Source organism: Pseudoduganella sp. RAF19 (assembly GCF_052114165.1).
Taxonomy (GTDB): domain Bacteria; phylum Pseudomonadota; class Gammaproteobacteria; order Burkholderiales; family Burkholderiaceae_D; genus Rugamonas.
On the sequence record NZ_JBFREF010000007.1, the window covers coordinates 248,811 to 269,815 of the forward strand.

The following is a 21,005-nucleotide window of genomic DNA, read 5'->3' on the forward strand; positions in this document are numbered from 1 at the left end:
GCGATTTTAAGCAGCCTTGCCTGCGGCGAAGTGCTCCATATGGTCGGCCAGCGCTTTCTTGAAGGCGGGACGGGCCATGCAGCGCTGCTTGTAAGCCAGCAGGTTCTTGAACTGCTCCACCACGCCGCTGTCGTCCAGCTGGCGCAGCACAGTCGTCATCAGGATGTCGGCCGCGCTGAAGCTGCCCGCCAGGTAGTCGCGGTTGGCCAGCCAGGTATCCATGGCGCCCAGGCGTTTTTTCGCCAGCTCCTCCATCATCGGGCGCGCTTCCTTGGCCCATGCGTCATTGGCGTGGAAGAACAGCAGATTGGCCAGATTGCCGGTGTGCGGTTCGACCGTATTGAGCGCTGCGAACATCCACATCCTGGCTTGTTCGCGCTCAGCCGGATCGGCGGGCAGCAGGTTCGGTTCTTTCTCCGCCAGGTGCAGCAGGATGGCGCCGGACTCGAAGATCGGGAAGTCGCCATCGTGCAGAACCGGCACTTGTCCGAAAGGCTGCTGCTGGCGGAATTCGGGCGAGTTCTGGTCGTCGACATTGCGTATCTCGTAGGGCAGTCCGGCTTCCTCCAGCGCCCAGCGCACGCGCAGCTCGCGCACATGGCCAATGGCGAATTCGGGGACGTAACGGAAAGTAGTCAATGTGTACATCTGGTATCTCCTGGGTTGTGTTGAGGTGTTGGAGACGAGAATACTGCGATCCAAAATATGTTCAAGAACATAATTTGAATCGGGGCGATAATGCCTCCCAAGGAGGATGACGATGCCCTACACAAGCGAACATAAGGCCCGCACCCGCGCCAAAATTGTCGAGTCGGCGCGCAAGCTGTTCAACCGCTACGGCTTCGAGCAGGTGTCGATCGAGAACATCATGTCCGAGGCCGGGCTCACACGCGGTGGCTTTTACAATCACTTCGATAGCAAGGACGAGCTGTATGCGGCGGCAGTGGCCAGCTTCACGAGCTGCAATCCGTTTGCGGTCAGCATTGCGGAGAATCCGCCGCCCGATCCGTATTCATTGGCGCGCCGGCTGCTCGATCTTTACCTGAGCGATGCGGTGCTGGCGGATATCGACTCTCATTGCCCTCTATACGCCTTGCCCGGCGACGTGGCGCGTGCCGGCTTGTCTCCGCAGAAGGCTTACACAGACCTGATCCGCAACCTGACGCACGTCTATCGTCATGCGCTGGCCGATTATCCGGATGCCGAACAGCGCGCGCAGGCCATTGTGTCCCTGTGCGTGGGCGGCATGGTGCTGGCGCGCACCACGGACGACGAAGCGCTGCGCGGTTCCCTGCGCGCAGCCGCTCGCCAGCAGGCGCTGGTTCTGCTGGGAGTGAATTAAGATGACGACGGTTGCCAACTTCTTCGCCGGCGCCACCCCGCCCGCAGAGGGCGAGCGCTTCGACACGCTGCTGTCCCACGGCGGCCTGCGCATCGAGCGCATCGTCAGCACCTGCAGAATCGAATCACAGCTCTACGTGCAGGAAGAGGACGAGTGGGTCATCCTGCTGCAAGGCGAAGCCCTGCTCGACGTCGATGGCGCCGAGGTCCCGCTCAAGTCCGGCGACTACCTTTTTCTGCCGGCCCGCACCCCGCACTCCGTCCAGCGCGTCTCCGACGGCGCCTTGTGGCTGGCAGTGCATTGCGCAGCCAAGTGTTAGACTACTCGCTTAGGACGGGAAAAATCCCGGAAGTTGACAAGGAGTAGCCGAACAATGAGCAGCGAACAAAAATCCAAACTGGCGTATCAGCCGCACCCGAATCCTGTGAGCGCGGACCAGCGCGCGAGCTTCATGGAGAATCCGGGCTTCGGACGCATTTTCTCGGACCACATGGCGACCATTCGCTACACCGAAGGCCAGGGCTGGCATGACGCCAAGATCGAAGCGCGCACTGCGTTCAGCCTGGACCCGGCCACCCTGGTCCTGCACTATGCCCAGGAAATCTTCGAGGGCATGAAGGCCTACCGCCTCCCGGATGGCGGCGCGACCCTGTTCCGTCCGGACGCCAACGCACGCCGCTTCCGCAATTCCGCCAAGCGCCTGGCGATGGCAGATCTGCCGGAAGAACTGTTCATTGATTCCGTGCGCGAGCTGGTGAAGATCGACCGTGACTGGATTCCCGCTGCGGATAAAGGCTCGCTGTACCTGCGTCCTTTCATGATCGCCAGCGAAGCGGTGCTGGGCGTGAAGCCGTCGGCGGAATACCTGTACTGCGTGGTGGCTTCGCCAGTGGGCGGCTACTTCAAGGCCGGCGCGGCGAGCGTGAGCCTGTGGGTGTCCGATATGTACACCCGCGCAGCGCCAGGCGGCACCGGCGACGCGAAATGCGGCGGCAACTATGCTGCCAGCCTGCCGGCGCTGGCCGAAGCGCAGCAGCATGGCTGCGACCAGGCCGTGTTCCTGGACGCGGTGGAGCGCAAGTGGATCGAAGAATTGGGCGGCATGAACATCTTCTTCGTGTTCAAGGACGGTTCGCTGCAAACGCCGCCGCTGACCGGCACCATCCTGCCGGGCATCACCCGCGATTCCCTGATCACATTGGCGCGCGATTTGGGCATGACCGTGCGCGAAGAGCCGTATTCGATCGATCAGTGGGAAGCGGATGCCAAGAGCGGCAATCTGGTGGAGTCCTTCGCCTGCGGCACCGCTGCAGTCGTTGCACCAATCGGCCGCGTACGTGGCCGCGACCGCGATTTCACCATCGGCGACGGTGGCGCGGGCGCGACCACGCAGCGCCTGCGCGCTGCCCTGGTCGACATCCAGCAAGGCCGCGCCCCTGACCAGCACAAGTGGCTGGATCGCCTGTTCTAAGTACGTCATGTACGTCAGCCAGGAGACGCCACAGCAAACGCAGGAGCGTCTTCTGCGCGTGATGCGTGAGGCGCAGTTGGTGGTCTATGATAAGCCGCATGCATTTGTCGAAGCGTCGGCAGCGCATTTTCCGGCGGAGCTGATTCCGGACGCGCTAGCCTTTGTGCGGGATGAGGATGTGTGGAGCGCTCTGGTGCCCGCATGGGCGCCGGAACAGGAGCAGTTCGTCCTGTTCAGCTTCCACTTCCCGCATGGGATGGACAACTCCGGCTTCGTCGGCTGGCTGGCCTCGCATCTGAAGGCGAAAACCGGCAGCGGTGTCATGGTCGTGTGCGGCCAGAACTCGCTGCGCGGCGGAATTTTCGATTACTGGGGTGCGCCGATCGGCGTCGCCAAACAAGTCCTGGCGGAACTGGAGCTGCTGCGTTCTAGCGCCGTTTGATGGTGGCGATCCAGAACAGCAGCGCACCGATGCTGAGCGCTGCGCCCAGAGCACACACCGCAGTCCAGCCGCCCGCTGCAAATGCGGCGGTGGCGGAGATCGCTCCCAGTCCGCTGCCTGTCGCGTAAAACAGCATGTAGCAGGCGACCAGCCGCGCATGCGCCTCGCTGCCCCGGCGGAAGATCAGGCTCTGATTACTGACGTGCAGCGCCTGCGCACCCAGATCGAGCACCACAATTCCCAGCAAAATTGGCCACAGCCGTCCATCGGCCTGGTTAAGCGGCGCCCAGCTTGCGATCAGCAGCAACAGGGCGCCACCGCTCACTGCCTGCGCATAGCCACGATCGGCCAGACGGCCGGCATTCACCGCTCCCAATGCGCCGGCAGCACCCGCCAGCCCGAACATGCCGATCGCACTGCGCGACAGGTCATACGGTGGCGCGCTTAGCGCCAGAGCCAGTGCACTCCACAGCACATTCAGCACGGCAAACAGCAGCATGGCGAGCAGACCACGCTGCTGCAGCACGCGGTCGCGCAGGATCAGGCGCGGCAGGGAGGCCAGCAGCGCCGGGTAGGATGGCCTGCCAGGCGGCAGCGCCTGCGTGGGCAGCCACCGCCGCATCAGCGCCAGAAGCCCCAATGCCAGCACAGCGGATGTCGCATACACCGAGCGCCATCCCCAATACTCTCCGAGCAGGCCGGACACAGTGCGCGACAGCAGCAAGCCAAGCAGTACGCCGCCCTGCACGGTGCCGACTATGCTGCCGCGATTTGTGTCGTTAGCCAGCGAGGCCGCGCAGGCGATCAGGCCTTGCGTCATCGCGGTGCCCAGCATACCAACCAGCGCAGCGGCGAACAGCAGCCAGCCCAGCGCCTGCGCTGAGGCCATGGCGACGCACGCGACAGCCAACGCGCCCAGTTGCACCAGCAGCAGGCGGCGCTTGTCCCAGATATCGCCCAGCGGGAGCAGAAACACCAGCGCCAGGACACTGCCCAGCTGCGTTGCCGTCACAACGCCGCCCGCCGCTGCGGTAGGAAGCCGAAATTCGCTGGCCAGAATATCCAGCAGGGGCTGGGCGTAATAGACATTCGCCACGCACACGCCAGCCACCGCCGCAAAAATGAAGGTGAGAGTAGGGTTCATAATCTGGTTTCAAATAAAAACCAGTTGAAGCATAGGTCATGTAGTTTTAAAATGCAACTTGTTTACGGAGGATGCATGGGCAAGCGGGAAGAACTGATGGACAGCACCTGTCCAGTAGCGCGTGCGCTGAGCGTGCTGGGTGATGCCTGGACCTTGATGATTTTGCGGGACGCCTTCGACGGCAGCAGCCGCTTCGGCGAATTCCAGCGCAATCTCGGCATTGCGAGAAATATCCTGGCGGACCGCCTGCACGGGCTGGTGGAGCAGGAAATCCTGGAGCTGGTTCCTGCGTCGGACGGAAGTGCTTACGAAGAGTACCGGCTGACGGCGCGGGGGGTGTCGCTATTTCCGGTGCTGGTGAGCTTGCGGCAGTGGGGAGAAGAGCATCTGTTCGCGCGCGGCGAGCGGCACTCCATGCTGATCGAACACGCCAGCGGCAAGCCTTTGCAGCGCATGCTGCCGCTGGCGCGGGACGGCCATGTGGTCCGTCCCGGCGAAACCTGGGTCAAGAAAGTCGAGGCCTGATTATTTGCGGCGGGCTTGCGCCAGCGGACGAACGTAAGTCAGCAGGCTGACCAGCGTTTTGCCCGGCTCTTCCCACGGCATCATGTGGGCCGAATTCTCGAACCACACCACCTGCTTGTAAGGCGCCTTCACCTGTTTCATCCAGTCCGCGGTGGGCTGCGCCGGCGTGGTGTAGTCGTGGCGGCCAAGGAACATCACCACCGGGATCGGGAATTTGCGGACCTTGCTCATATCCACGGTCACGAACTCCGGCAGCACGCGGCCCAGCGTGAACAGGCTGCCCTGGTCGATGGCATCTGCATCTTCCTCGCTGTATTCCGGCGACAGCATCGGGCCATCGAAAAAATAGGGCGACGAGTTGCGATAGGCAGTCATGCCGCCGTAATACTGTGGCCACTTGCGCGCTTTCACGATGCGCTCGCGCGTGATCGGCTGATCGCCAGGGTAGGGCGCGATGGATTCCAGATCCTTCAGCGCTTCTTCGTTGTTATTGGCCTTGGCCTGCTTCAGCGCATAGTCGAAGCTGATGCGCTCATTTTCGGGGGGGCTGATCACCTGGCCAATGCCGACGTAGGCGTAAAACAAATCTGGACGCTTCAGCGCGGCCTGCATGGCGACGATGGTGCCCCAGCTATGGCCCAGCAAGATCACCTTATCCTTCTTGTACTTCTTGCGCAGATGCTCGGCAACTTCGATGGCGTCATCGACGTAACGCGGGATGTGGATGGTGTCGCTGATCGAATCGGGATTCACTTCGCGGAAGGTCTTGCCTGCGCCGCGCTGGTCCCACTGCGCGACGGTAAAGTATTCCTCGATCGGGCGCTGGAACTGCCACATGGTCGCCATCGCAGGCGATGCAGGGCCGCCGTGCACGAACAGGATCAGCGGGTTGGAACGGTCCTGGCCGCGCACATTCATCCATTGGTCAATGCCGCCGATCGGGGTCTTGTAGGTTTCCTGCACGCCGTTCGGGGTAACGATCTTGTCCAGGTCCTGCACCACTGCGCGCGCCGCTTTGCAGGAGGGTGACTCGCTGCACTTTTCGGCTGCCTGCGCGCCAACACTCGCCAGGGATAGGGCGAGCACGTAAAGCCATGCTTTCTTCATGTGTTCCTTCCTAGTGGTCCGTCAAAGCGCCAAAGTGTATCAGAGCATTTGACCGAGGCGCTTGCCGAGGCAGAGCAATGTCAGCGTCGGCGGCAGCCCCCATGGAGCAGGAAGAACGGAAGCATCGCAGACATACAGTCCGGGCGTGGGTGTCTGCAAATTGGCATCAACGCCGGCGCCGATGGGAATCGTGCCGCCGGGATGGGCGGCGAAATGCCAGCTTTTGAATACGTGCCGCGCGCCGGCGGCATCAAGCACGCGGCGGGCGATGACGATGCCCTCGGTGAATTTGCGTTTGTCGGATGGCTGCAAAGTCTTATCGGCCCAGCGTGGGCCGGTACGGCCGCTGGTTTCATCGCGGATCTTGACCATGATGCTCAGCGTGCGGCCATGTGCAAGCAGCCGGTCGAGGCGCCCCACCTGTATGGCAAAGGCCTGGTACATCGGCTTGGGCAGGGTAAGGTCGGAGAAGGACAGCCCTTGCTCCGGCATGGCCATGCCTGCGGCCATCGGCACTTCAGCACCGCCATCGATATCGTCAACGCTGCCCATCACTGCGACCACGGGATCGCTGAAGAAGGGCATGCTGCGCGGACCGAGTCCGGAGTCGTGCAGCAGGCGCGGACTGCCGATGCCGCCGCCTGCCAGCACGACAACGTCCGCATGGGCTTCATGCAGCGTACCGCCGCGGACGAATTCGACCCCAACCGTACGGCCATTCTCAACCAGCACGCGCGTGGCGCGCGCTTCATCGCGCAACTGGGCGCCGTGGCGCAGCGCTTCGTCCAGCAGATCACGTGCAGTCCACTTGGCGCCGAAGGGACAACCGTAGACGCAACGCCAGCAACCGGTGCGGCAGATCTGCGGACGAATCATCTTGTCCAGCTTTTGCCAGGGCAGACCTGCGGTGCGGGCGCCCTGCATGATGCGCGACGCCAGCGGGCCGATAAGTTCATCCGGCAGCGGCGACATCGGCAGCTCGGCGCGCCATTCGGCCAGAGCAGGACCAAGATCGATGCCCAGCACTGCAAAGCGCGCCAGCGGTGGCGTGGACGCCGTGGCGAAGTTCAGCGTGGATCTGCCTCCGGCGGTAAGCCCGCGCACCAGCAGCGATGCATCGCGGTGGAGGAAGGCGCCCTTGCCGGGAACCGCTGCCATGGACGCCATCTGCGTCAGCGTGCCGGTGATCGGCGCGGAACTGCCTCGTTCCAGCACCAGCACCCGCAAGCCGCGGCGCGACGCTTCGCGCGCCACGCTGGCCCCGCCAGGCCCGCTGCCAACGATGATGGCGTCGTAGCGCATCAGGGAGTGGGCGCGTCGTGCGCGAACAGTTGGTCCATCTGCGCGAACAGGTCTGCGAACTGGCGCGAGGCTACGCGGCAGTAGTCGCAGCCTTGCAGATGCTTCTGCAGGCTGGCCGTCTGCTCCGCCGTCAGCGCTTCATCGCGCGCGCCGCAAACGAGCACGGTCGTCTCGCGGCAAGTCAGATCATCGTCACCCTTTTCCATATCGGTCACTCCGGTTCGCCCCAGGCGCGCACGGTGCATTCGCGCAGGCGCATTCTGGCACGGTACAGCAAAACGCGCAGATTGCCGCTACTGAGCGAGCACTGCGCTTCAATCTCCGCCAGGTCCAGGCCCAGATATTCTCGCATCAGGAACACGCGCGAAGTGGATTCGGGCAGGCGGCGCATGCACAGCTCCACGATGTCCAGCAACTGCTGCTGGGCGAGCTGGGTGGCGGGGCATTGCGCGTCCACGAATACGTCCGGATGCCAGGCGTCCTGCGCATCGAATAGCGCATCGATGCTGAAGTCTGCTTCGTCCACTGCCACAGCATGTTCCAGCGGCTCCATACGGCGCTGCCTGATCACGTCGATGATCTTGAAGCGCAGGATGCCGGTGAGCCAACTGCGCACGCTGGAACGGCGCGCGAAGCCATCCCAGCCTTTGAGCGCGCCGAGCAGGGTTTCCTGCACGGCGTCTTCCGCCTCGCTGGAGCCGCCCAGCTGCAGGCGCGCCAGCCGCAAGAGGAAGGCCCGCTCGCGGGCTAGTTCATCCCATGCCGCGATCTGCTCACTGTTCATCGGTTCTCCTTATTGGCTGCGGCGCGCCAGCGATACGGCATAGGCCGCGGCGCGCGATTGCAGGATCGGATCGTCGCTGGGCGCAATGCTGGCCGGGAGCGTGACAGGCATGAAGACGATGCCGTCGCAGCTGCCTTCTTCCGCCAGCGCCGTGACGGTCAGCGTGCCAAGCGTAACACGGCTGGCACCTTGCCATACCTGGCTGGGATCGACCAGGGAGTCGCCTGCAGCAGGCAACTGGGCCTCAATGGCGAAGCGCAGCTTGCCGCTGCCCAGGCGCTGCGCCAGCTCGTCGTGCAGGAACTGGTCGGGCAAGGATTTCTCCTGCTCCTCGCTCAGGTAATGCGTGCCGGCTTCCGGCTGTACCACGATGCGCGCATGCTGCTGCTTTCTGTCGCTGCCGGTAAAGACGAAGGCATTATTGGAGAAGTAGGGCGTGGTGGCATACGACTGCGGCGCGGCATGCGCCGCCAGCAGGGCGGGCTGGATCTTGCCGTCCGGGTGAGCCTCGTTATGTGCGGCGACCTTCGCTGGATCAGGTTTTTTGGTGGCAGGATCGGGAACGCGCGCCTGCAGGAAGCTCACAAACGATTCCGGTGTGGCGGCAAAGAAGGCCGGTTCGGAAATCAGCAGCAGATCATAGGTTTCGCCGCCACCGCTGATACGCATCGCGATGCCGCGCACGCTGCGGCTTTTGTCCGACACGCCGGGATTGCCGCCGCCGATGGAAAAGCGCAGCTGCACGTTGGCGTTCTTCTGGCGGAACAGCGGGCTGTCGGCGAACGAAGCGGCTTTGGCGTCCGGCGTAAATTCGCCCACGGCGCAGAATCCTTTGGCATGCGAAGCGCGCTTGTGCGCGTGCTTGCCGAAGGTGTTGTTCAAGGCGTCAACCAGGTCGGATGGCGAAGGCTGGGCGGCTTGCGCTGTGGTGGCGGCCGACAGGGCGAGCGTGGCAGAAATGGCAAGCTGGTTCAACATGGCAGTCTCCTGAAAAGGTTGGGATCTGCCATTAAGTCGCCGCAGGCGGCGCGTTGTTACAGCTATTTCTTATGCCGACTGCGCGATCTGGTTGGACCACTCGAAAGCCATGGGCAGAAGCTCGTACAGATCGTCCGCATCCAGGCCCAGGCGGGCCTGCGATTCGTCCGGCAGCGGCTTCGCGTGCTCGATGGCTTCCGCCATGGCCAGCATGTCGCCGTATGGCCCCTGGCGATGCAGCAGGGCGGCGCGCACGTCGTCGGCCAGATGGAATTGCTCCAGCAGTTCCGGCATCGGCACGCGGAACAGCGTGTCCATCAGCGACAGGATACCGACCGTGAAAGCCGATTGCGCCGCACCGCGCTGGCCCGCATGGCGGCGCTCCGCCATCAGCTCCAGCAGGCGCGCACGGGTCGTCGCCAGTTGCAGCAGCGGCGAACCGAAAGCGGTATCCTCGCCGCGCGTGTAGAGCAGGATCTGTAGCCAGCGCCGCAGCTGCTTCTGTCCCAGCAGGAGCAAAGCCTGGCTGAGCGTATCGATGCGGCGCGTGCTGCCCGACGCGGGCGTGTTCACCAGCCGCAGCAGATTGATGCTGAGGGCCGCGTCGCGCTTGATGGCGCCTTCGATGCGGCTGTTCTCTTCATCCTGTTCGATCAGACCCAGGATTTCGATCAGCCCCAGCTCGGAGGGCATCAGCTTTTTGCCGCTCATGATGGAAGGCTTGGCGAAGTAATAGCCCTGGAAGTAATCGAAGCCCAGCTCCTTGCATAGCTCGAACTCGGCTTTCGTCTCAACCTTCTCCGCCAGCAGCTGCATGCCCGGCTTGCGCAGTTGCTGCGTAAGCGCGCGCAGCGTAGCTTCAGGCATGCCGAGGATATCGATCTTGATCAGGCTGGCCAGCGGCAGCAGGGCCGCCACCGTGTCATCGGCAGACACCACATCGTCCAGCGCAAACGAAAAGCCTTGCGCGCGCATTGCGCGTACGCTTGCGAGCAGCTGCGGCGTGGCTTGCACCGATTCCAGCAGCTCGAACATCACTTTGTCTTGCGGGAGGAATTGCAGGATGCCGCTTTCCAGCGCGGCCGCATCGATATTGATGAAGGCGCGCGACGTGCCGACCACCTGTTCCAGGCCTAGCTCCGCCAGATGGGCAATCACGGACGCTGTCGCATGCAGGTCTTCGCTCACATCGGCCGCCTTGACGTCGCCCCGGCGGAACAGCAATTCATAGGCCACCAGCTGCTGCTGGCGATCCAGGATAGGTTGGCGAGCGAGATAAAAATCCTTGCTGAGGGCCTGCGTGGCCTCGGCTTCGCACTGCAATTCGACGGACATGAGCCTTCCTTAGGCGACTTATTTCCGTGAATATATATTTATTTCTTAATTAAAACATTCACAAATTGTAACAATCAACCGCCTTTTTCGCGTAACTGATGGCAAAAACTCATCGTTTCTTCATCTACTGGAAAACATGACTCAATATGGAGCTCATCCAGCGTCACATCGCGGGGGGTGCCGAAGGTAGTGATGGTGGAGAAAAAGCTCAGTTCACGACCATCTTTGCGGAACACGGTGGTCAGCAGGGGCGTGGGCGCGCTGGCCAGGTCGCGCTGGCGCCAGCGGGCCGGCACGCCGGGATAGGACAGCACGTCATCCAGCAGCTTGCGCGCTTTCTCGTCGCCGGGGGACGAGGCCACCAGATTGTGCAAATGCCCCAGCAGGTCGCCCGCAATCTCCTCCCAGTTCGCCAGGTGGGCGCGCAGATCGCTGGGGTCGAAGATATTGTGCAGCATATTGGTGTGCGGACTCTCGCGGCCATCCAGGATGTAGCGGTTCATGCGGATGGCGCCCTCGTTCACCGCCAGCACATCCCAGTGGCGATTGATCAGGAAGGCGGGGTACGGCTCCTGCTGCTTCAACAGCAGCTCGATCGCGCGCCGCACCTGCGCCATTTCCGGCGTGGCCAGGGAGGATTCCGTGTAGCGCGGCGCATAGCCCGCCGCCACCAGCAGCGCATTGCGTTCGCGCAGGGACATATCCAGCGTATCGGCCAGGCGGGCCAGCATCTCGCGGCTGGGTTGGGATTTACCCGTTTCGATGTAGCTCAGATGGCGGGCGGAGACGCCGGCGTCCAGCGCCAGATCGAGCTGGCTGAGACGGCGCGCCGCGCGCCATTCGCGCAGCAGCACGCCGACGTGGGCGACGGGAGTGGAAGGCTGGGGGCGGAGGTTAGCGTTCATGCAGCGATATTAGCCTGCTTTCGCGCGGCGCGGCCATGACCTCGGAGGTTATCAAAGCATGACCTGCCGCGTCATTGCGGCTGGACGCGCGGCGCACGAAGATGGCAGCACTTTCAACCAAGGAGAATGCCATGCAACGCCGAGACTTTCTGAAGTACGCCGCCATCACCCTGTGCGCTACCGCAGGCGCCACCTCAGTCGCAGCAGCCGGCGCAGCGGACGCCACTACTTCGGCCGCCTGGCGCGCATCGCAGCGCTTCGTGCGCACCAGCGCCGGCAATATCGCCGTGGTGGAAAAGGGCAGCGGACCCGTGGCCCTGTTCCTGCATGGCTTCCCGCTGAACAGCTACCAGTGGCGCGGCGCGGTTGAACGCCTGGCCGCATATCGCCGCTGCGTGGCGCCCGATTTCCTCGGTCTGGGCCACACCGAAGTCGCGCCGGGCCAGAGCCTGGCCCCCGCCGCCCAAGCTGCGATGCTGGCGGAGCTGCTGGACAAACTGGGCGTGGACAAAGTGGACCTGATTGCCAACGACAGCGGCGGCGCCATCGCCCAGCTATTCCTGGTGACCTATCCGCAGCGCGTGCGCAGCCTGCTGCTGACCAACTGCGACACCGAAATCGACTGCCCGCCGCCGGCCATGGCGCCTGTAATCTCGCTGGCCAAGGCCGGCAAGTTCACCGACGAGTGGTTCCTGCCCTGGCTGGCCGACAAAAACTCGGCCCGCACGCCGGATGGCTTCGGCGGCATGTGCTACGCCGATCCGACCAATCCCACCGACGACACGCTGGAAGCCTATCTGCGGCCCCTGGTCGGCCCGCAGCGCAAAGTCCTGACCAACGGCTACGCCATCGCGCTGGAACAGAATGCCCTGGCCGGCATCAGCCCGAAACTGAAAGCCAGCCGCGTGCCGGTGCGCGTGGTGTGGGGCATGGCCGACCGCATTTTCCTACCGCAAGGCGCCGACTACCTGGAACACGCCTTCGGCAACTCGCGCGGCGTGCGCCGGCTGGAAGGCAGCAAATTGTTCTGGCCCGAAGAGCGTCCGGACGTCATTGCAGAGGAAGCGCGCGGCCTGTGGGGCGTCTGACGGTCAAAATTGCCCGGTAACAGCTCAGCGGTTCGGACTGGGTTAAAATGTCCGGTTTGGATCTCTGATAGGTGTAGCGCAATGAAATGGGCTGTTATCGGTTTTTATATCTTGTCCGTTTTGCACATCCACTTCCGCGGTAAGGTGCGCCTGCCGATCGGACGCCAGTTGTTCGACCACTCGTCGTTCATGGCGCCGATCAATATCTTCATGCACTGGTTCTCCCGTGTGCCGTCCACGCCGTATCTGGAGGTGAAGGACTTCAAGGAACTGGAACCGCTGCAGCAGAACTGGCAAGTCATCCGCACCGAAGCGGAGAACTTGATTCGCCTGCAGAAGATCAAGGCATCCGAAAAGAATGACGACGCCGGCTTCAACTCCTTCTTCAAGGCTGGCTGGAAGCGCTTCTACCTGAAGTGGTACAACGCCAGCCACCCGTCCGCGGCGGAACTGTGCCCGCAAACCTATGCGCTGCTGCAGTCCATTCCGTCCGTGAAGGCTGCCATGTTCGCCGAACTGCCGCCGGGCGGCAAACTGAATCCGCACCGCGATCCTTTCGCCGGTTCGCTGCGCTATCACCTGGGCCTGGCCACGCCGAACGATGACCGCTGCTTCATCGACGTGGACGGCATCCGCCACAGCTGGCGTGACGGCGAAGGCGTCATGTTCGACGAAACCTATATCCACTGGGCGATCAACGGCAGCGAGAGCGACCGCATCATCCTGTTCTGCGACGTGGAGCGTCCGATGCGCTTCCGCTGGGCGCAGGCGATCAACCGCTTCCTCGGCAAGACCATGATGACTGCCGCTGCTTCGCCGAACGAAACCGGCGACCAGGTGGGCATGGTGTCCAAGCTGTTCCGCGTGTCCTTCTATGCCGGCAAATACCGCCGCGCCTTCAAGGCCTGGAACAAGAACGTGTACAAAGCCACCAAGTTTGGCCTGATCATCGGCGTGGCTGCGCTGATCTACTACATCTGATGAAGTATCTCGCTTCCGCACTGGTTTTGACGCTCGCAGCGCAAGCCAATGCGGAAGTGCTGCACGACCTTCCCTACGGCGCCGACCGGCGCCAGCGTTTCGACGTTTATCTCCCCGCACATCCCGAACACGCGCCCGTGATCTTCATGGTTCACGGCGGCGGCTGGCGCATCGGCAGCAAGAGCGAATCGGCCGTGGTGTCGAACAAGGCGCCATATTTCACGGGACGCGGTTATGTGTTCGTGTCGGTGGACTACCGCATGCTGCCGGATGCCGATCCGCTGCAGCAGGCACGCGATGTGGCGCAGGCGCTGGCGGCCGCGCAGGACAAGGCCGCGTCATGGGGCGCCGACCGCAAGCGTTTTATATTGATGGGACATTCGGCCGGTGCGCATCTGGTGGCGCTGCTGAATGCGAATCCGTTGCTCGCGCCGAACGCCACGCCCTGGCTGGGTACGGTATCGCTCGATAGCGGCGCGCTTGATGTGGTGGACATCATGGGTCATCGCCACCTGCGCCTGTATGACGAAGCCTTCGGGCGCGATGCCGTGTTCTGGCGAACCGTGTCGCCGTATTGGAATCTGCAGCCGGGCGCCAAGCCGATCCTGCTGGTGTGCTCCACGCGCCGCGATGATTCGTGCAGCCAGGCCGACGCCTATCTGCACAAACTGTCCAGCAATGGCGTGCATGCCAGCGTGCTGCGCAAGGACATGAGCCATCGCGAAATCAATCTGGAACTGGGTGCGGATGCCACCTACACCCAGCAGGTGCAAGACTTCCTCAACGCATTGACGGTAACTGCTGGCTCGCCTCCTCGCGAGTGAGAATCCAGACGCGGTCGATATCGCCGTCGCGGTCTTCCGTGTAATTGACGACGATATCTTCGCCGCGGATGGTGCCGAGCATCTGGATCAGGTTTTCCTCATTGAAGATGCGGCTGGAAGGCGACAGGCGGCGTAGCTTGCCGTCGATATAAATCTCCGGGTGATAACCGGGCGTTATCTTCCCGCGTTTGGTGTGGCGCGGGAACTCGCGCGGCGGCACATCGGGCGGCGCATCGGCGAAAGCGGGCAGGGACAGGACTGCGGCCGTCAGTCCGGCCAGGGCAAGCAGGGAACGACGTTTGATCATGGTGAAATCGGCCAGTGTTGTACGAACCGCTAGCTTACCCCACCGTGTGCCATTGTGGCGAACATCGCGACCACCGCCAGCGCCATCACCGCTGTGCAGGCCCAGCCCAGCACATGAATGGGGCGCGAGATGCCGACATCACCCATCACACCCTTGCGGGTGGACAGCAGCATCGTCACCACCATGATCGGCACGGCGATGACGCCGTTGATGACAGCGCTCCAGTACAGCGCCTTCATCGGATCGACCGGCAGGAATCCGATCAGCACACCGCCCATCGTCGCGGCGGCGATGATACCGTAGAACTTGCGCGCGGCGGACGGCTGCAATTCCAGGCTGTTGCGCCAGTTGAACGCACCCGCCATCGCATAGGCGGCAGATCCGGCGAGCACGGGAATGGCCAGCAGTCCGGTGCCGATGATGCCGAGGCTGAACAGGGCAAAGGCCAGGTTGCCGGCAATTGGCTTCAGCGCGGATGCCGCCTGCGCGGACGACTGGATCTCGAGCAGTCCGTGCGCGTGCAGGGTCACCGCGGTGGTCAGCATGATGAACCAGGCGACGATGTTGGAGACCGCCATGCCGATGGTGGTATCCATGCGGATGCGCCGCAGCTCCCGGCCTACCTGTTCCGGCGCCTTGCGCAAAGGCTCGGCGTCGGGGTCGGCGCGGATTTCCTCGACTTCCTGCGAGGCCTGCCAAAAGAACAGATAGGGACTGATGGTGGTGCCGAACAGCGCCACCATGGTGGTCAGGTAGGCCGGCTTCCATTCGATGGTTGGCACGACGGTGTGCTTCAGCACCGTCAGCCAGGGCACATGGACGGCCAGCACGGTCGCGACGTAGGCCATCAGCGCGATGGTCAGCCACTTCAGCACATGCACATAGCGCGTGTAGGGAATGAAGACTTGCAGCAGAATCGACAGCACGCCGAAGCCCAGTGCCAGCAGCTGCGGCTTGCCGCCGATGATCAGGTGCAGCGCATCGCCCATTGCTGCGACATCGGCGGCGATGTTGACGGTATTCGCGATCAGCAGCAGCACGACCATCGCGTACAGCAGCCAGGGGGGATAGTGGCGCTTGATATTGCTGGCGAGTCCGCGGCCGCTGACACGTCCAATTCGCGCACTGACTTCCTGGATACCGACCATGAGCGGGTAGGTGAGGAGGGTCATCCACATCAGGTTGAATCCGAACTGCGCGCCGGTTTGGGAATAGGTCGCGATGCCGCTGGGGTCATCGTCCGCCGCGCCGGTGATCAGGCCGGGGCCGAGCTTGGACAGCCAGCTTTTCTCGGCAGGCGCGGTGGGCTTGTCGTTGGCGACGGACGGTGGTGATTGCAGAGAGCTGTGCTGTTCCATGGGCCGATGCTAGGCCGGCGGCTGAGTGTCGTCCGTTCGCTGACGAACTTAGCGCTTTTCGGCCTGCTGGCGCGCTTCCCATTCTGCAAGCTCCTTCTGGTAGCGTTCGAGCTCCTCCTGGTACAGATCCATGACGCACCAGGTACAGCCGCTATGGCAGCAATCATCCGGCCCCGGCGGCGTCGGCGCCACCGGCCGCGGCCCCAACCCTGGGGTCAGATCCGACATTCGTACACAATTCCAACTGCACGCAGCAGGAGGCGCTGCGTCGGTCAACCTTGGGGTCAGATCCGACATTCGTACACGATCTCGGCCATTGAATGGGATCAGCCCGCGTATGAATGCGGGACCTGACCCGGCAGAAGGCATGGAGTATCCATTCCCCCTGCTACGGTTAAGCTCGTGTACGAATGTCGGATCTGACCCCATGGTGTAAATTTTACTCGGGGACGGCGAGCAGGGCCTGGTTGCGGCCGCGTTGTTTGGCGCGGTAGAGGGCCTGGTCGGCCATTTCGACGAGCTTGTCGGGGCTGCTGTCTTCCAATGGCACAAGCACGGCAACGCCAATGCTGATCGTCACGTGGCCGAACGGGGAGGCGTCATGCGGCATGATCAGCCGTTCCAGTTCCGAGCAGATTGCCTGGGCCACGCCGAACGCGTCCGAGGCATCGGTAGCTGCCGACAGCAAGGCGAATTCTTCGCCCCCGTAACGCGCCACCAGATCCGAGCTGCGCCGGCCGTGCGAAGTGATCAGCTGGGCGACGGCGCGCAAGGTGGCGTCGCCCGCCTGGTGGCCGTAGTGGTCGTTGTATTTCTTGAAGTAGTCCACGTCCAGCATCGACAGCGCAACCGCCTGCCCGGTGCGCGAGGCGCGGCGCCATTCGGTTTCCAATGCCAGGTCGAAACCGCGGCGGTTGGAGACGCCCGTCAGCCCGTCCGTCGTGCTTAGCGCCGCCAGTTTGCGGTTGGACTCCTCCAGTTCCACCGTCCGCGCCGCCACCAGCTTTTCCAGCTCGGCCTGCTGCCGCGTCAAACGGCGAATGCGCCAGTGGTACAGCGCCCACAGCAAGCCCAGCACGGCCGCCGAGGCGGAAATGCGGAACCACCAGGTCTGCCAGAACGGCGGCGTGATCGTGATGCGCAGCGTGGCCGCATCCTGATTCCAGGTGCCGCGGTGGTTCGACGCCTTCACCCGGAACACATAATGTCCCGGATTCAGATTGGTGTAGGTCGCCACGCGGTGCTCGGCATCGGTTTCCACCCATTCGCGGTCGAAGCCTTCCAGCTGGTAAGCGTAGCGGTTGAGCAGCGGTTCGGTGTAGTGCAGGGCGGAGAATTCAATCGAGAACGTCGGCACTTGCGGCGACAGCGTCAGCGCAGTCGGTGCGGTCGGCGAGCCTTCCAACTTGACGCCTTCCGGCAGCGGGCCTTCGGTGAAGGAATGGTTGATCAGCTTGATGTCGGTGATCGCCACTTGCGGCGCGACCGAAGTGCGCTTCACGGCCTTGGGATCGACCGTGGTCATGCCGTGCACGCCGCCGAAGTACAGCAGCCCGCCCGCAGCGGTGGAGGAATTGGCGGCAAAGCCGTCCGTCAGGCCGTCGGACGGCGTGAACAGGGCAGCGCTGCCGTCCGCCGGATCGATGCGGAACAGGCCCGCGATGGTGCTGACCCACAGCCGCCCTTCGCCATCGCTCTCGATGGACAGCGTCTTCAGATTGTTGGTGGCCGCCGCCAGCGAGCGGAAGCTGATGCTGCCGTCGGCCGCTTCAAGCAGTTGCGCCAGTCCGCGCGCGGTGCCGACCCAGAGGCGGCCCGCTGCGTCTTCGTACAGGCTGGTGACGTTGTCGTCCGGCAGATGGCCCGCGCCGCCGCCTTCCGCGCGGATGTGGCGGAATTTGCCGGTAGCGGGGTCGAGCATGTCCAGCCCGCCGCCATTCCACTCCGAGCCCGCCCACAGGCGGCCTTTGCGGTCTTCCAGCACGGCGGTGGTGCCGTTGACTGCGCGGCTGCCCGGGTCTTTCGGATCGTTCTGGTAAAGCTTGAATTTGCCGCTGGCGATGTCGAAGCGGATCAGGCTGTTGCCCGTGCCCAGCCACAGCACGCCATCCTTGCCTGGCGCGATGGTGTTGATGAAGTCGCTGGCCGTGTTGCCGAAGTGGGTCACGCTGAAGCTGCCGTCCGGCTTATCCAGGCGGTTCAGTCCGCTGGACGTGCCGACCCACAGCGGTCCGCTGCTGCCCTGGTACAGGCTGTAGATGATGCTGTGACTGAGTGCACCAGGCTTGCCGTCGCCGATATAGCGCCGCTGCACTTGTCCCGTCGCGGGATCGTACAGGCCGAGGCCGAGATTGCCGCCCAACCAGAGTTTGCCATCCGGGCTGGTCGCCAGGCTGAGCAGGGCATTGCTGGCCGGCGCGACTTTGCCGTCGATGCGGTATGGCACGGCGCGCGCGAAACCGCTGCTGTTCAGATTGACCAGAGAGATGCCGTCGGTGAACGAGGCCAGCCACAGATTGCCGCCGCGGTCCTGCATCATGGCGCGCAGATTGTCGCCGGGGAGGGAATAGGGATCGTCCGCCTGGTGCACGAACTGGTCGAAACGGTTTTCCGCTTCGTCCCAGCGCAGCAGGCCGGCGGTCAGGGTTGTGGCCCACAATGTGCCGGACTGGTCGATAAAGAAGCCGGTCACGCGGCTGTTGGGCGAGGCGATATGCTGGCGCTTCTCCCATGGCTGTTTGCGGTCCCAGCGCAGCACGCCTGCTTCGGTGCCGATCCACAGCCGGCCTTGCCGGTCGAATTGCAGGGCGCGCACGATATTGCTGCGGGCCGTGGGATCGTTATCTGGGCCAGTGCGGTAGTGCACGAACTCGCTGGCGCCCGGCGCCAGATAGTCGATGCCGCCGGGCCAGGTGCCGGTCCACACGCCGCCTTCGTTGTCGCGCTCCAGCGCATTCAGGTCGTTGCTGGCCAGGCTGCCAGGCTTATTGGCGTCGTGCACGTAGAGCGTGAATTGGCCGCTGGCCGGGTCGAAATGCTGCAGGCCGCCCCAGGTGCCGACCCACATGCCATCGCGGCCGTCAGAAATGATGTTTTTGATGACGCGGACATTGGTCGGCCAGCCCGTGGGCGCGAATACCGTGAAGTTGCCGGTCGCTGGGTTGAAGCGGGCCAGACCTTCCTGCGTGCCTGCCCAGATGCGGCCCGCGCGGTCTTCGAACAGGGCCGAGACGCGGTCATGCGGCAGCGTGCCCGGCTGTCCGGTGCGGCTGACGTAGCGGATCGCGCGGTAGCCGTCGTAGCGATATAAGCCGTTGGTATGCGTGCCAATCCAGATGAAGCCTTGCCGGTCTTGCAGCAGGGACAACATTGAAGGCTCGTCATTACCCAGTGGCCCCAGTTTTTTGAAGCGTAGCGAGGGCGGGGCGGCCAGGCATGCGCCGGTCACCGCCAGCAGCAAAAGCAGCAGGGCGAACAGGCGGGACAGGGGAGTGGATGGATGGCATGAACGATACATACTGTTACATTATACATTCCATTTCTGCAATAGTTTCTCTCCAAAACACGCTGTTTCCGTGCGCTGTCGTGCCGAAACAGGTATCATCCGTGGTTGGCCGGGATTCCGGCCGTTCTGCATTTTGAAAAAGATTTTATGTCTGACACTGAGATCAACTCCGTCGAACCTGCGGCCGAAGCGCCCGCGCAGGTGCGTTTCAGCGACTTCGGCCTGTCGCAGGACATTCTGCGCGCGCTGACCGACCAGGGCTATACCCATCCGACGCCGATCCAGGCCCAGGCCATCCCGATTGTGTTGCAGGGCCGCGACGTCATGGGCGCTGCCCAGACCGGTACCGGCAAAACTGCCAGCTTCTCGCTGCCCATCATCCAGAATCTGCTGCCGTCCGCGAACAGCTCGATGAGCCCGGCACGCCACCCGGTGCGCGCTCTGGTGCTGACGCCGACCCGCGAACTGGCCGTGCAGGTGGCCGAGAACGTGGCCGCATACTCCAAGCACACGCCGCTGCGCTCCACCGTCGTCTTCGGCGGCATGGACATGAAGCCGCAGACCGAGATCCTGCGCCGCGGCGTGGAAATCGTGATCGCCACCCCTGGCCGCCTGCTGGACCACGTGGAGCAGAAGAATATCTCCCTGGCCCAGGTGCAGATGCTGGTGATGGACGAGGCGGACCGCATGCTGGACATGGGCTTCCTGCCCGATCTGCAGCGCATCATCAATATGCTGCCGAAGGCGCGCCAGAACCTGATGTTCTCGGCCACCTTCTCGCCTGAAATCAAGAAGCTGGCCTCCAGCTTCCTGAACAAGCCGGTGTCGATCGAAGTCGCGCGCAGCAATGCGACTGCCGACAAGGTGACCCAGGTGGTGTACAAGGTGTCGGAAGAGCACAAGCGCGAGGCCGTCGCCCACATCCTGCGCCAGCGCGAGCTGAAACAGGTGATCGTGTTCTCCAACACCAAGATCGGCGCTTCGCGCCTGGCCCGCGGTCTGGAACAGGAAGGCATGAAGGCCACCGCCATCCACGGCGACAAGTCGCAGCAGGAACGCATGGCCGCGCTGGAAGCCTTCAAGAAGGGCGAGATCGATGTGCTGGTGGCGACCGACGTGGCCGCCCGCGGCCTGGATATCTCGGACCTGCCTTGCGTGGTCAATTACGATCTGCCGTACAACGCGGAAGACTATGTGCACCGCATTGGCCGTACCGGCCGTGCCGGCGCGTCGGGCGACGCCATCTCGATCTATTCGGACAAGGACGAGCGCCTGCTGGCCGATATCGAAAAGCTGATCAAGCAAACCATCAAGCGCGGCGATCTGGAAGGCTTTGCGCCGGCATCTTTCCGTGGCGATGAGCGTCACGGCGACCGCCGCCGCAACCGCACCGATGCCGACCGCAGCGCCCCACGTTCGGCATCGCCGGCGCCGCGCCGCGAAAAGGTCGACCCTTGGTTCCTCAAGCCGTACGAGCCAAGCAGCAGCAAGGCCGCAACGACTGCTGCGACAGCGGCATCGCCCGCGATCAAACCGAAGAAGGTGGTCGCAGCCCTGCTGGGTGGACTTCCGAAGTCCTGATGAAAAAACGCCGGCTGCAGCCGGCG

Annotated in this window: 22 protein-coding genes; 9 read left to right on the forward strand and 13 right to left on the reverse strand. The window is 63.4% G+C overall.

Annotated features, from left to right (window positions below):
• Nucleotides 1–6 precede the first annotated feature (6 nt).
• Complete coding sequence (locus AB4Z19_RS20395; RefSeq protein ID WP_442028650.1) at nucleotides 7–648, reverse strand: glutathione S-transferase family protein; 642 nt, start codon at nucleotides 646–648, stop codon at nucleotides 7–9.
• A gap of 112 nt (nucleotides 649–760) precedes the next feature.
• On the opposite strand from AB4Z19_RS20395, the gene AB4Z19_RS20400 reads away from it, so the two are divergent.
• Genes AB4Z19_RS20400 through AB4Z19_RS20415 form a run of 4 tightly spaced genes read left to right on the forward strand, consistent with a single transcriptional unit; the run spans nucleotide 761 to nucleotide 3,255 of the window.
• On the forward strand, nucleotides 761–1,342 hold the full coding sequence (locus AB4Z19_RS20400; RefSeq protein ID WP_442028649.1) for a TetR/AcrR family transcriptional regulator: 582 nt from the start codon (nucleotides 761–763) through the stop codon (nucleotides 1,340–1,342).
• A 1-nt stretch (nucleotide 1,343) separates the two neighbouring features.
• Nucleotides 1,344–1,661 (forward strand): cupin domain-containing protein, encoded by a 318-nt coding sequence (locus tag AB4Z19_RS20405; RefSeq protein WP_442028648.1) that lies wholly within the window; start codon nucleotides 1,344–1,346, stop codon nucleotides 1,659–1,661.
• Between the two features lie 54 nt (nucleotides 1,662–1,715).
• Nucleotides 1,716–2,813 (forward strand): branched-chain amino acid aminotransferase, encoded by a 1,098-nt coding sequence (locus AB4Z19_RS20410; RefSeq protein ID WP_442035875.1) that lies wholly within the window; start codon nucleotides 1,716–1,718, stop codon nucleotides 2,811–2,813.
• Nucleotides 2,814–2,820: 7 nt separating this feature from the next.
• Complete coding sequence (locus AB4Z19_RS20415; protein WP_442026562.1) at nucleotides 2,821–3,255, forward strand: DUF6196 family protein; 435 nt, start codon at nucleotides 2,821–2,823, stop codon at nucleotides 3,253–3,255.
• On the opposite strand, the gene AB4Z19_RS20420 is transcribed toward AB4Z19_RS20415, so the two are convergent.
• Nucleotides 3,242–4,399 carry an MFS transporter gene (locus AB4Z19_RS20420; protein WP_442026561.1) on the reverse strand — a complete coding sequence of 386 codons (1,158 nt, stop codon included), beginning with the start codon at nucleotides 4,397–4,399 and terminating at the stop codon, nucleotides 3,242–3,244. The two genes, AB4Z19_RS20415 and AB4Z19_RS20420, sit on opposite strands and share 14 nt — an antisense overlap.
• A gap of 75 nt (nucleotides 4,400–4,474) precedes the next feature.
• Here AB4Z19_RS20420 and AB4Z19_RS20425 point away from each other — a divergent pair, with 75 nt between their 5' ends.
• Entirely contained in the window at nucleotides 4,475–4,924 is a 450-nt protein-coding gene (locus tag AB4Z19_RS20425; protein WP_442026560.1) for a winged helix-turn-helix transcriptional regulator, read from the forward strand.
• On the opposite strand, the gene AB4Z19_RS20430 is transcribed toward AB4Z19_RS20425, so the two are convergent.
• The 7 genes from AB4Z19_RS20430 to AB4Z19_RS20460 form a co-directional block, all read right to left on the reverse strand.
• Complete coding sequence (locus AB4Z19_RS20430; protein WP_442026559.1) at nucleotides 4,925–6,031, reverse strand: alpha/beta fold hydrolase; 1,107 nt, start codon at nucleotides 6,029–6,031, stop codon at nucleotides 4,925–4,927.
• Nucleotides 6,032–6,070: 39 nt separating this feature from the next.
• The gene (locus AB4Z19_RS20435) at nucleotides 6,071–7,333 is read right to left on the reverse strand and encodes a GMC family oxidoreductase N-terminal domain-containing protein (protein WP_442026558.1); all 1,263 of its coding nucleotides are present in this window, start codon (nucleotides 7,331–7,333) and stop codon (nucleotides 6,071–6,073) included.
• Nucleotides 7,333–7,539, reverse strand: coding sequence for a hypothetical protein (locus tag AB4Z19_RS20440; RefSeq protein ID WP_442026557.1), 207 nt, complete (start codon nucleotides 7,537–7,539; stop codon nucleotides 7,333–7,335). The genes AB4Z19_RS20435 and AB4Z19_RS20440 overlap by 1 nt, the downstream gene beginning before the upstream one ends.
• Before the next feature lie 5 nt (nucleotides 7,540–7,544).
• Nucleotides 7,545–8,117 carry a sigma-70 family RNA polymerase sigma factor gene (locus tag AB4Z19_RS20445; RefSeq protein ID WP_442026556.1) on the reverse strand — a complete coding sequence of 191 codons (573 nt, stop codon included), beginning with the start codon at nucleotides 8,115–8,117 and terminating at the stop codon, nucleotides 7,545–7,547.
• A 9-nt stretch (nucleotides 8,118–8,126) separates the two neighbouring features.
• Nucleotides 8,127–9,095, reverse strand: coding sequence for a catalase family peroxidase (locus AB4Z19_RS20450; RefSeq protein WP_442035876.1), 969 nt, complete (start codon nucleotides 9,093–9,095; stop codon nucleotides 8,127–8,129).
• Between the two features lie 69 nt (nucleotides 9,096–9,164).
• Nucleotides 9,165–10,430, reverse strand: coding sequence for an EAL and HDOD domain-containing protein (locus AB4Z19_RS20455; protein WP_442035877.1), 1,266 nt, complete (start codon nucleotides 10,428–10,430; stop codon nucleotides 9,165–9,167).
• A gap of 74 nt (nucleotides 10,431–10,504) precedes the next feature.
• Nucleotides 10,505–11,335, reverse strand: coding sequence for a helix-turn-helix domain-containing protein (locus AB4Z19_RS20460; RefSeq protein ID WP_442026553.1), 831 nt, complete (start codon nucleotides 11,333–11,335; stop codon nucleotides 10,505–10,507).
• A 131-nt stretch (nucleotides 11,336–11,466) separates the two neighbouring features.
• Here AB4Z19_RS20460 and AB4Z19_RS20465 point away from each other — a divergent pair, with 131 nt between their 5' ends.
• The 3 genes from AB4Z19_RS20465 (at nucleotide 11,467) to AB4Z19_RS20475 (ending at nucleotide 14,228) form a co-directional block, all read left to right on the forward strand.
• Entirely contained in the window at nucleotides 11,467–12,423 is a 957-nt protein-coding gene (locus AB4Z19_RS20465; RefSeq protein ID WP_442026552.1) for an alpha/beta fold hydrolase, read from the forward strand.
• Between the two features lie 81 nt (nucleotides 12,424–12,504).
• Nucleotides 12,505–13,404: a lipid A hydroxylase LpxO gene (gene lpxO / locus AB4Z19_RS20470; protein ID WP_442026551.1), complete on the forward strand. Its 900-nt coding sequence runs from the start codon at nucleotides 12,505–12,507 to the stop codon at nucleotides 13,402–13,404.
• A complete protein-coding gene (locus AB4Z19_RS20475; RefSeq protein ID WP_442026550.1) occupies nucleotides 13,404–14,228 on the forward strand; it encodes an alpha/beta hydrolase in 825 nt (274 codons plus the stop codon). The genes lpxO and AB4Z19_RS20475 overlap by 1 nt, the downstream gene beginning before the upstream one ends.
• On the opposite strand, the gene AB4Z19_RS20480 is transcribed toward AB4Z19_RS20475, so the two are convergent.
• The 4 genes from AB4Z19_RS20480 to AB4Z19_RS20495 all read right to left on the reverse strand — a co-directional run bounded on the left by AB4Z19_RS20480 (nucleotide 14,185) and on the right by AB4Z19_RS20495 (nucleotide 19,410).
• Nucleotides 14,185–14,535 carry a hypothetical protein gene (locus AB4Z19_RS20480; protein WP_442026549.1) on the reverse strand — a complete coding sequence of 117 codons (351 nt, stop codon included), beginning with the start codon at nucleotides 14,533–14,535 and terminating at the stop codon, nucleotides 14,185–14,187. The genes AB4Z19_RS20475 and AB4Z19_RS20480 overlap by 44 nt on opposite strands.
• Before the next feature lie 29 nt (nucleotides 14,536–14,564).
• Nucleotides 14,565–15,893: an NRAMP family divalent metal transporter gene (locus AB4Z19_RS20485; protein ID WP_442035878.1), complete on the reverse strand. Its 1,329-nt coding sequence runs from the start codon at nucleotides 15,891–15,893 to the stop codon at nucleotides 14,565–14,567.
• A gap of 48 nt (nucleotides 15,894–15,941) precedes the next feature.
• The gene (locus tag AB4Z19_RS20490) at nucleotides 15,942–16,121 is read right to left on the reverse strand and encodes an oxidoreductase-like domain-containing protein (protein ID WP_442035879.1); all 180 of its coding nucleotides are present in this window, start codon (nucleotides 16,119–16,121) and stop codon (nucleotides 15,942–15,944) included.
• 211 nt (nucleotides 16,122–16,332) lie between these two features.
• Nucleotides 16,333–19,410, reverse strand: coding sequence for a two-component regulator propeller domain-containing protein (locus AB4Z19_RS20495; protein ID WP_442035880.1), 3,078 nt, complete (start codon nucleotides 19,408–19,410; stop codon nucleotides 16,333–16,335).
• 135 nt (nucleotides 19,411–19,545) lie between these two features.
• On the opposite strand from AB4Z19_RS20495, the gene AB4Z19_RS20500 reads away from it, so the two are divergent.
• A complete protein-coding gene (locus AB4Z19_RS20500; protein WP_442035881.1) occupies nucleotides 19,546–20,979 on the forward strand; it encodes a DEAD/DEAH box helicase in 1,434 nt (477 codons plus the stop codon).
• The last annotated feature ends 26 nt before the right edge of the window (nucleotides 20,980–21,005 follow it).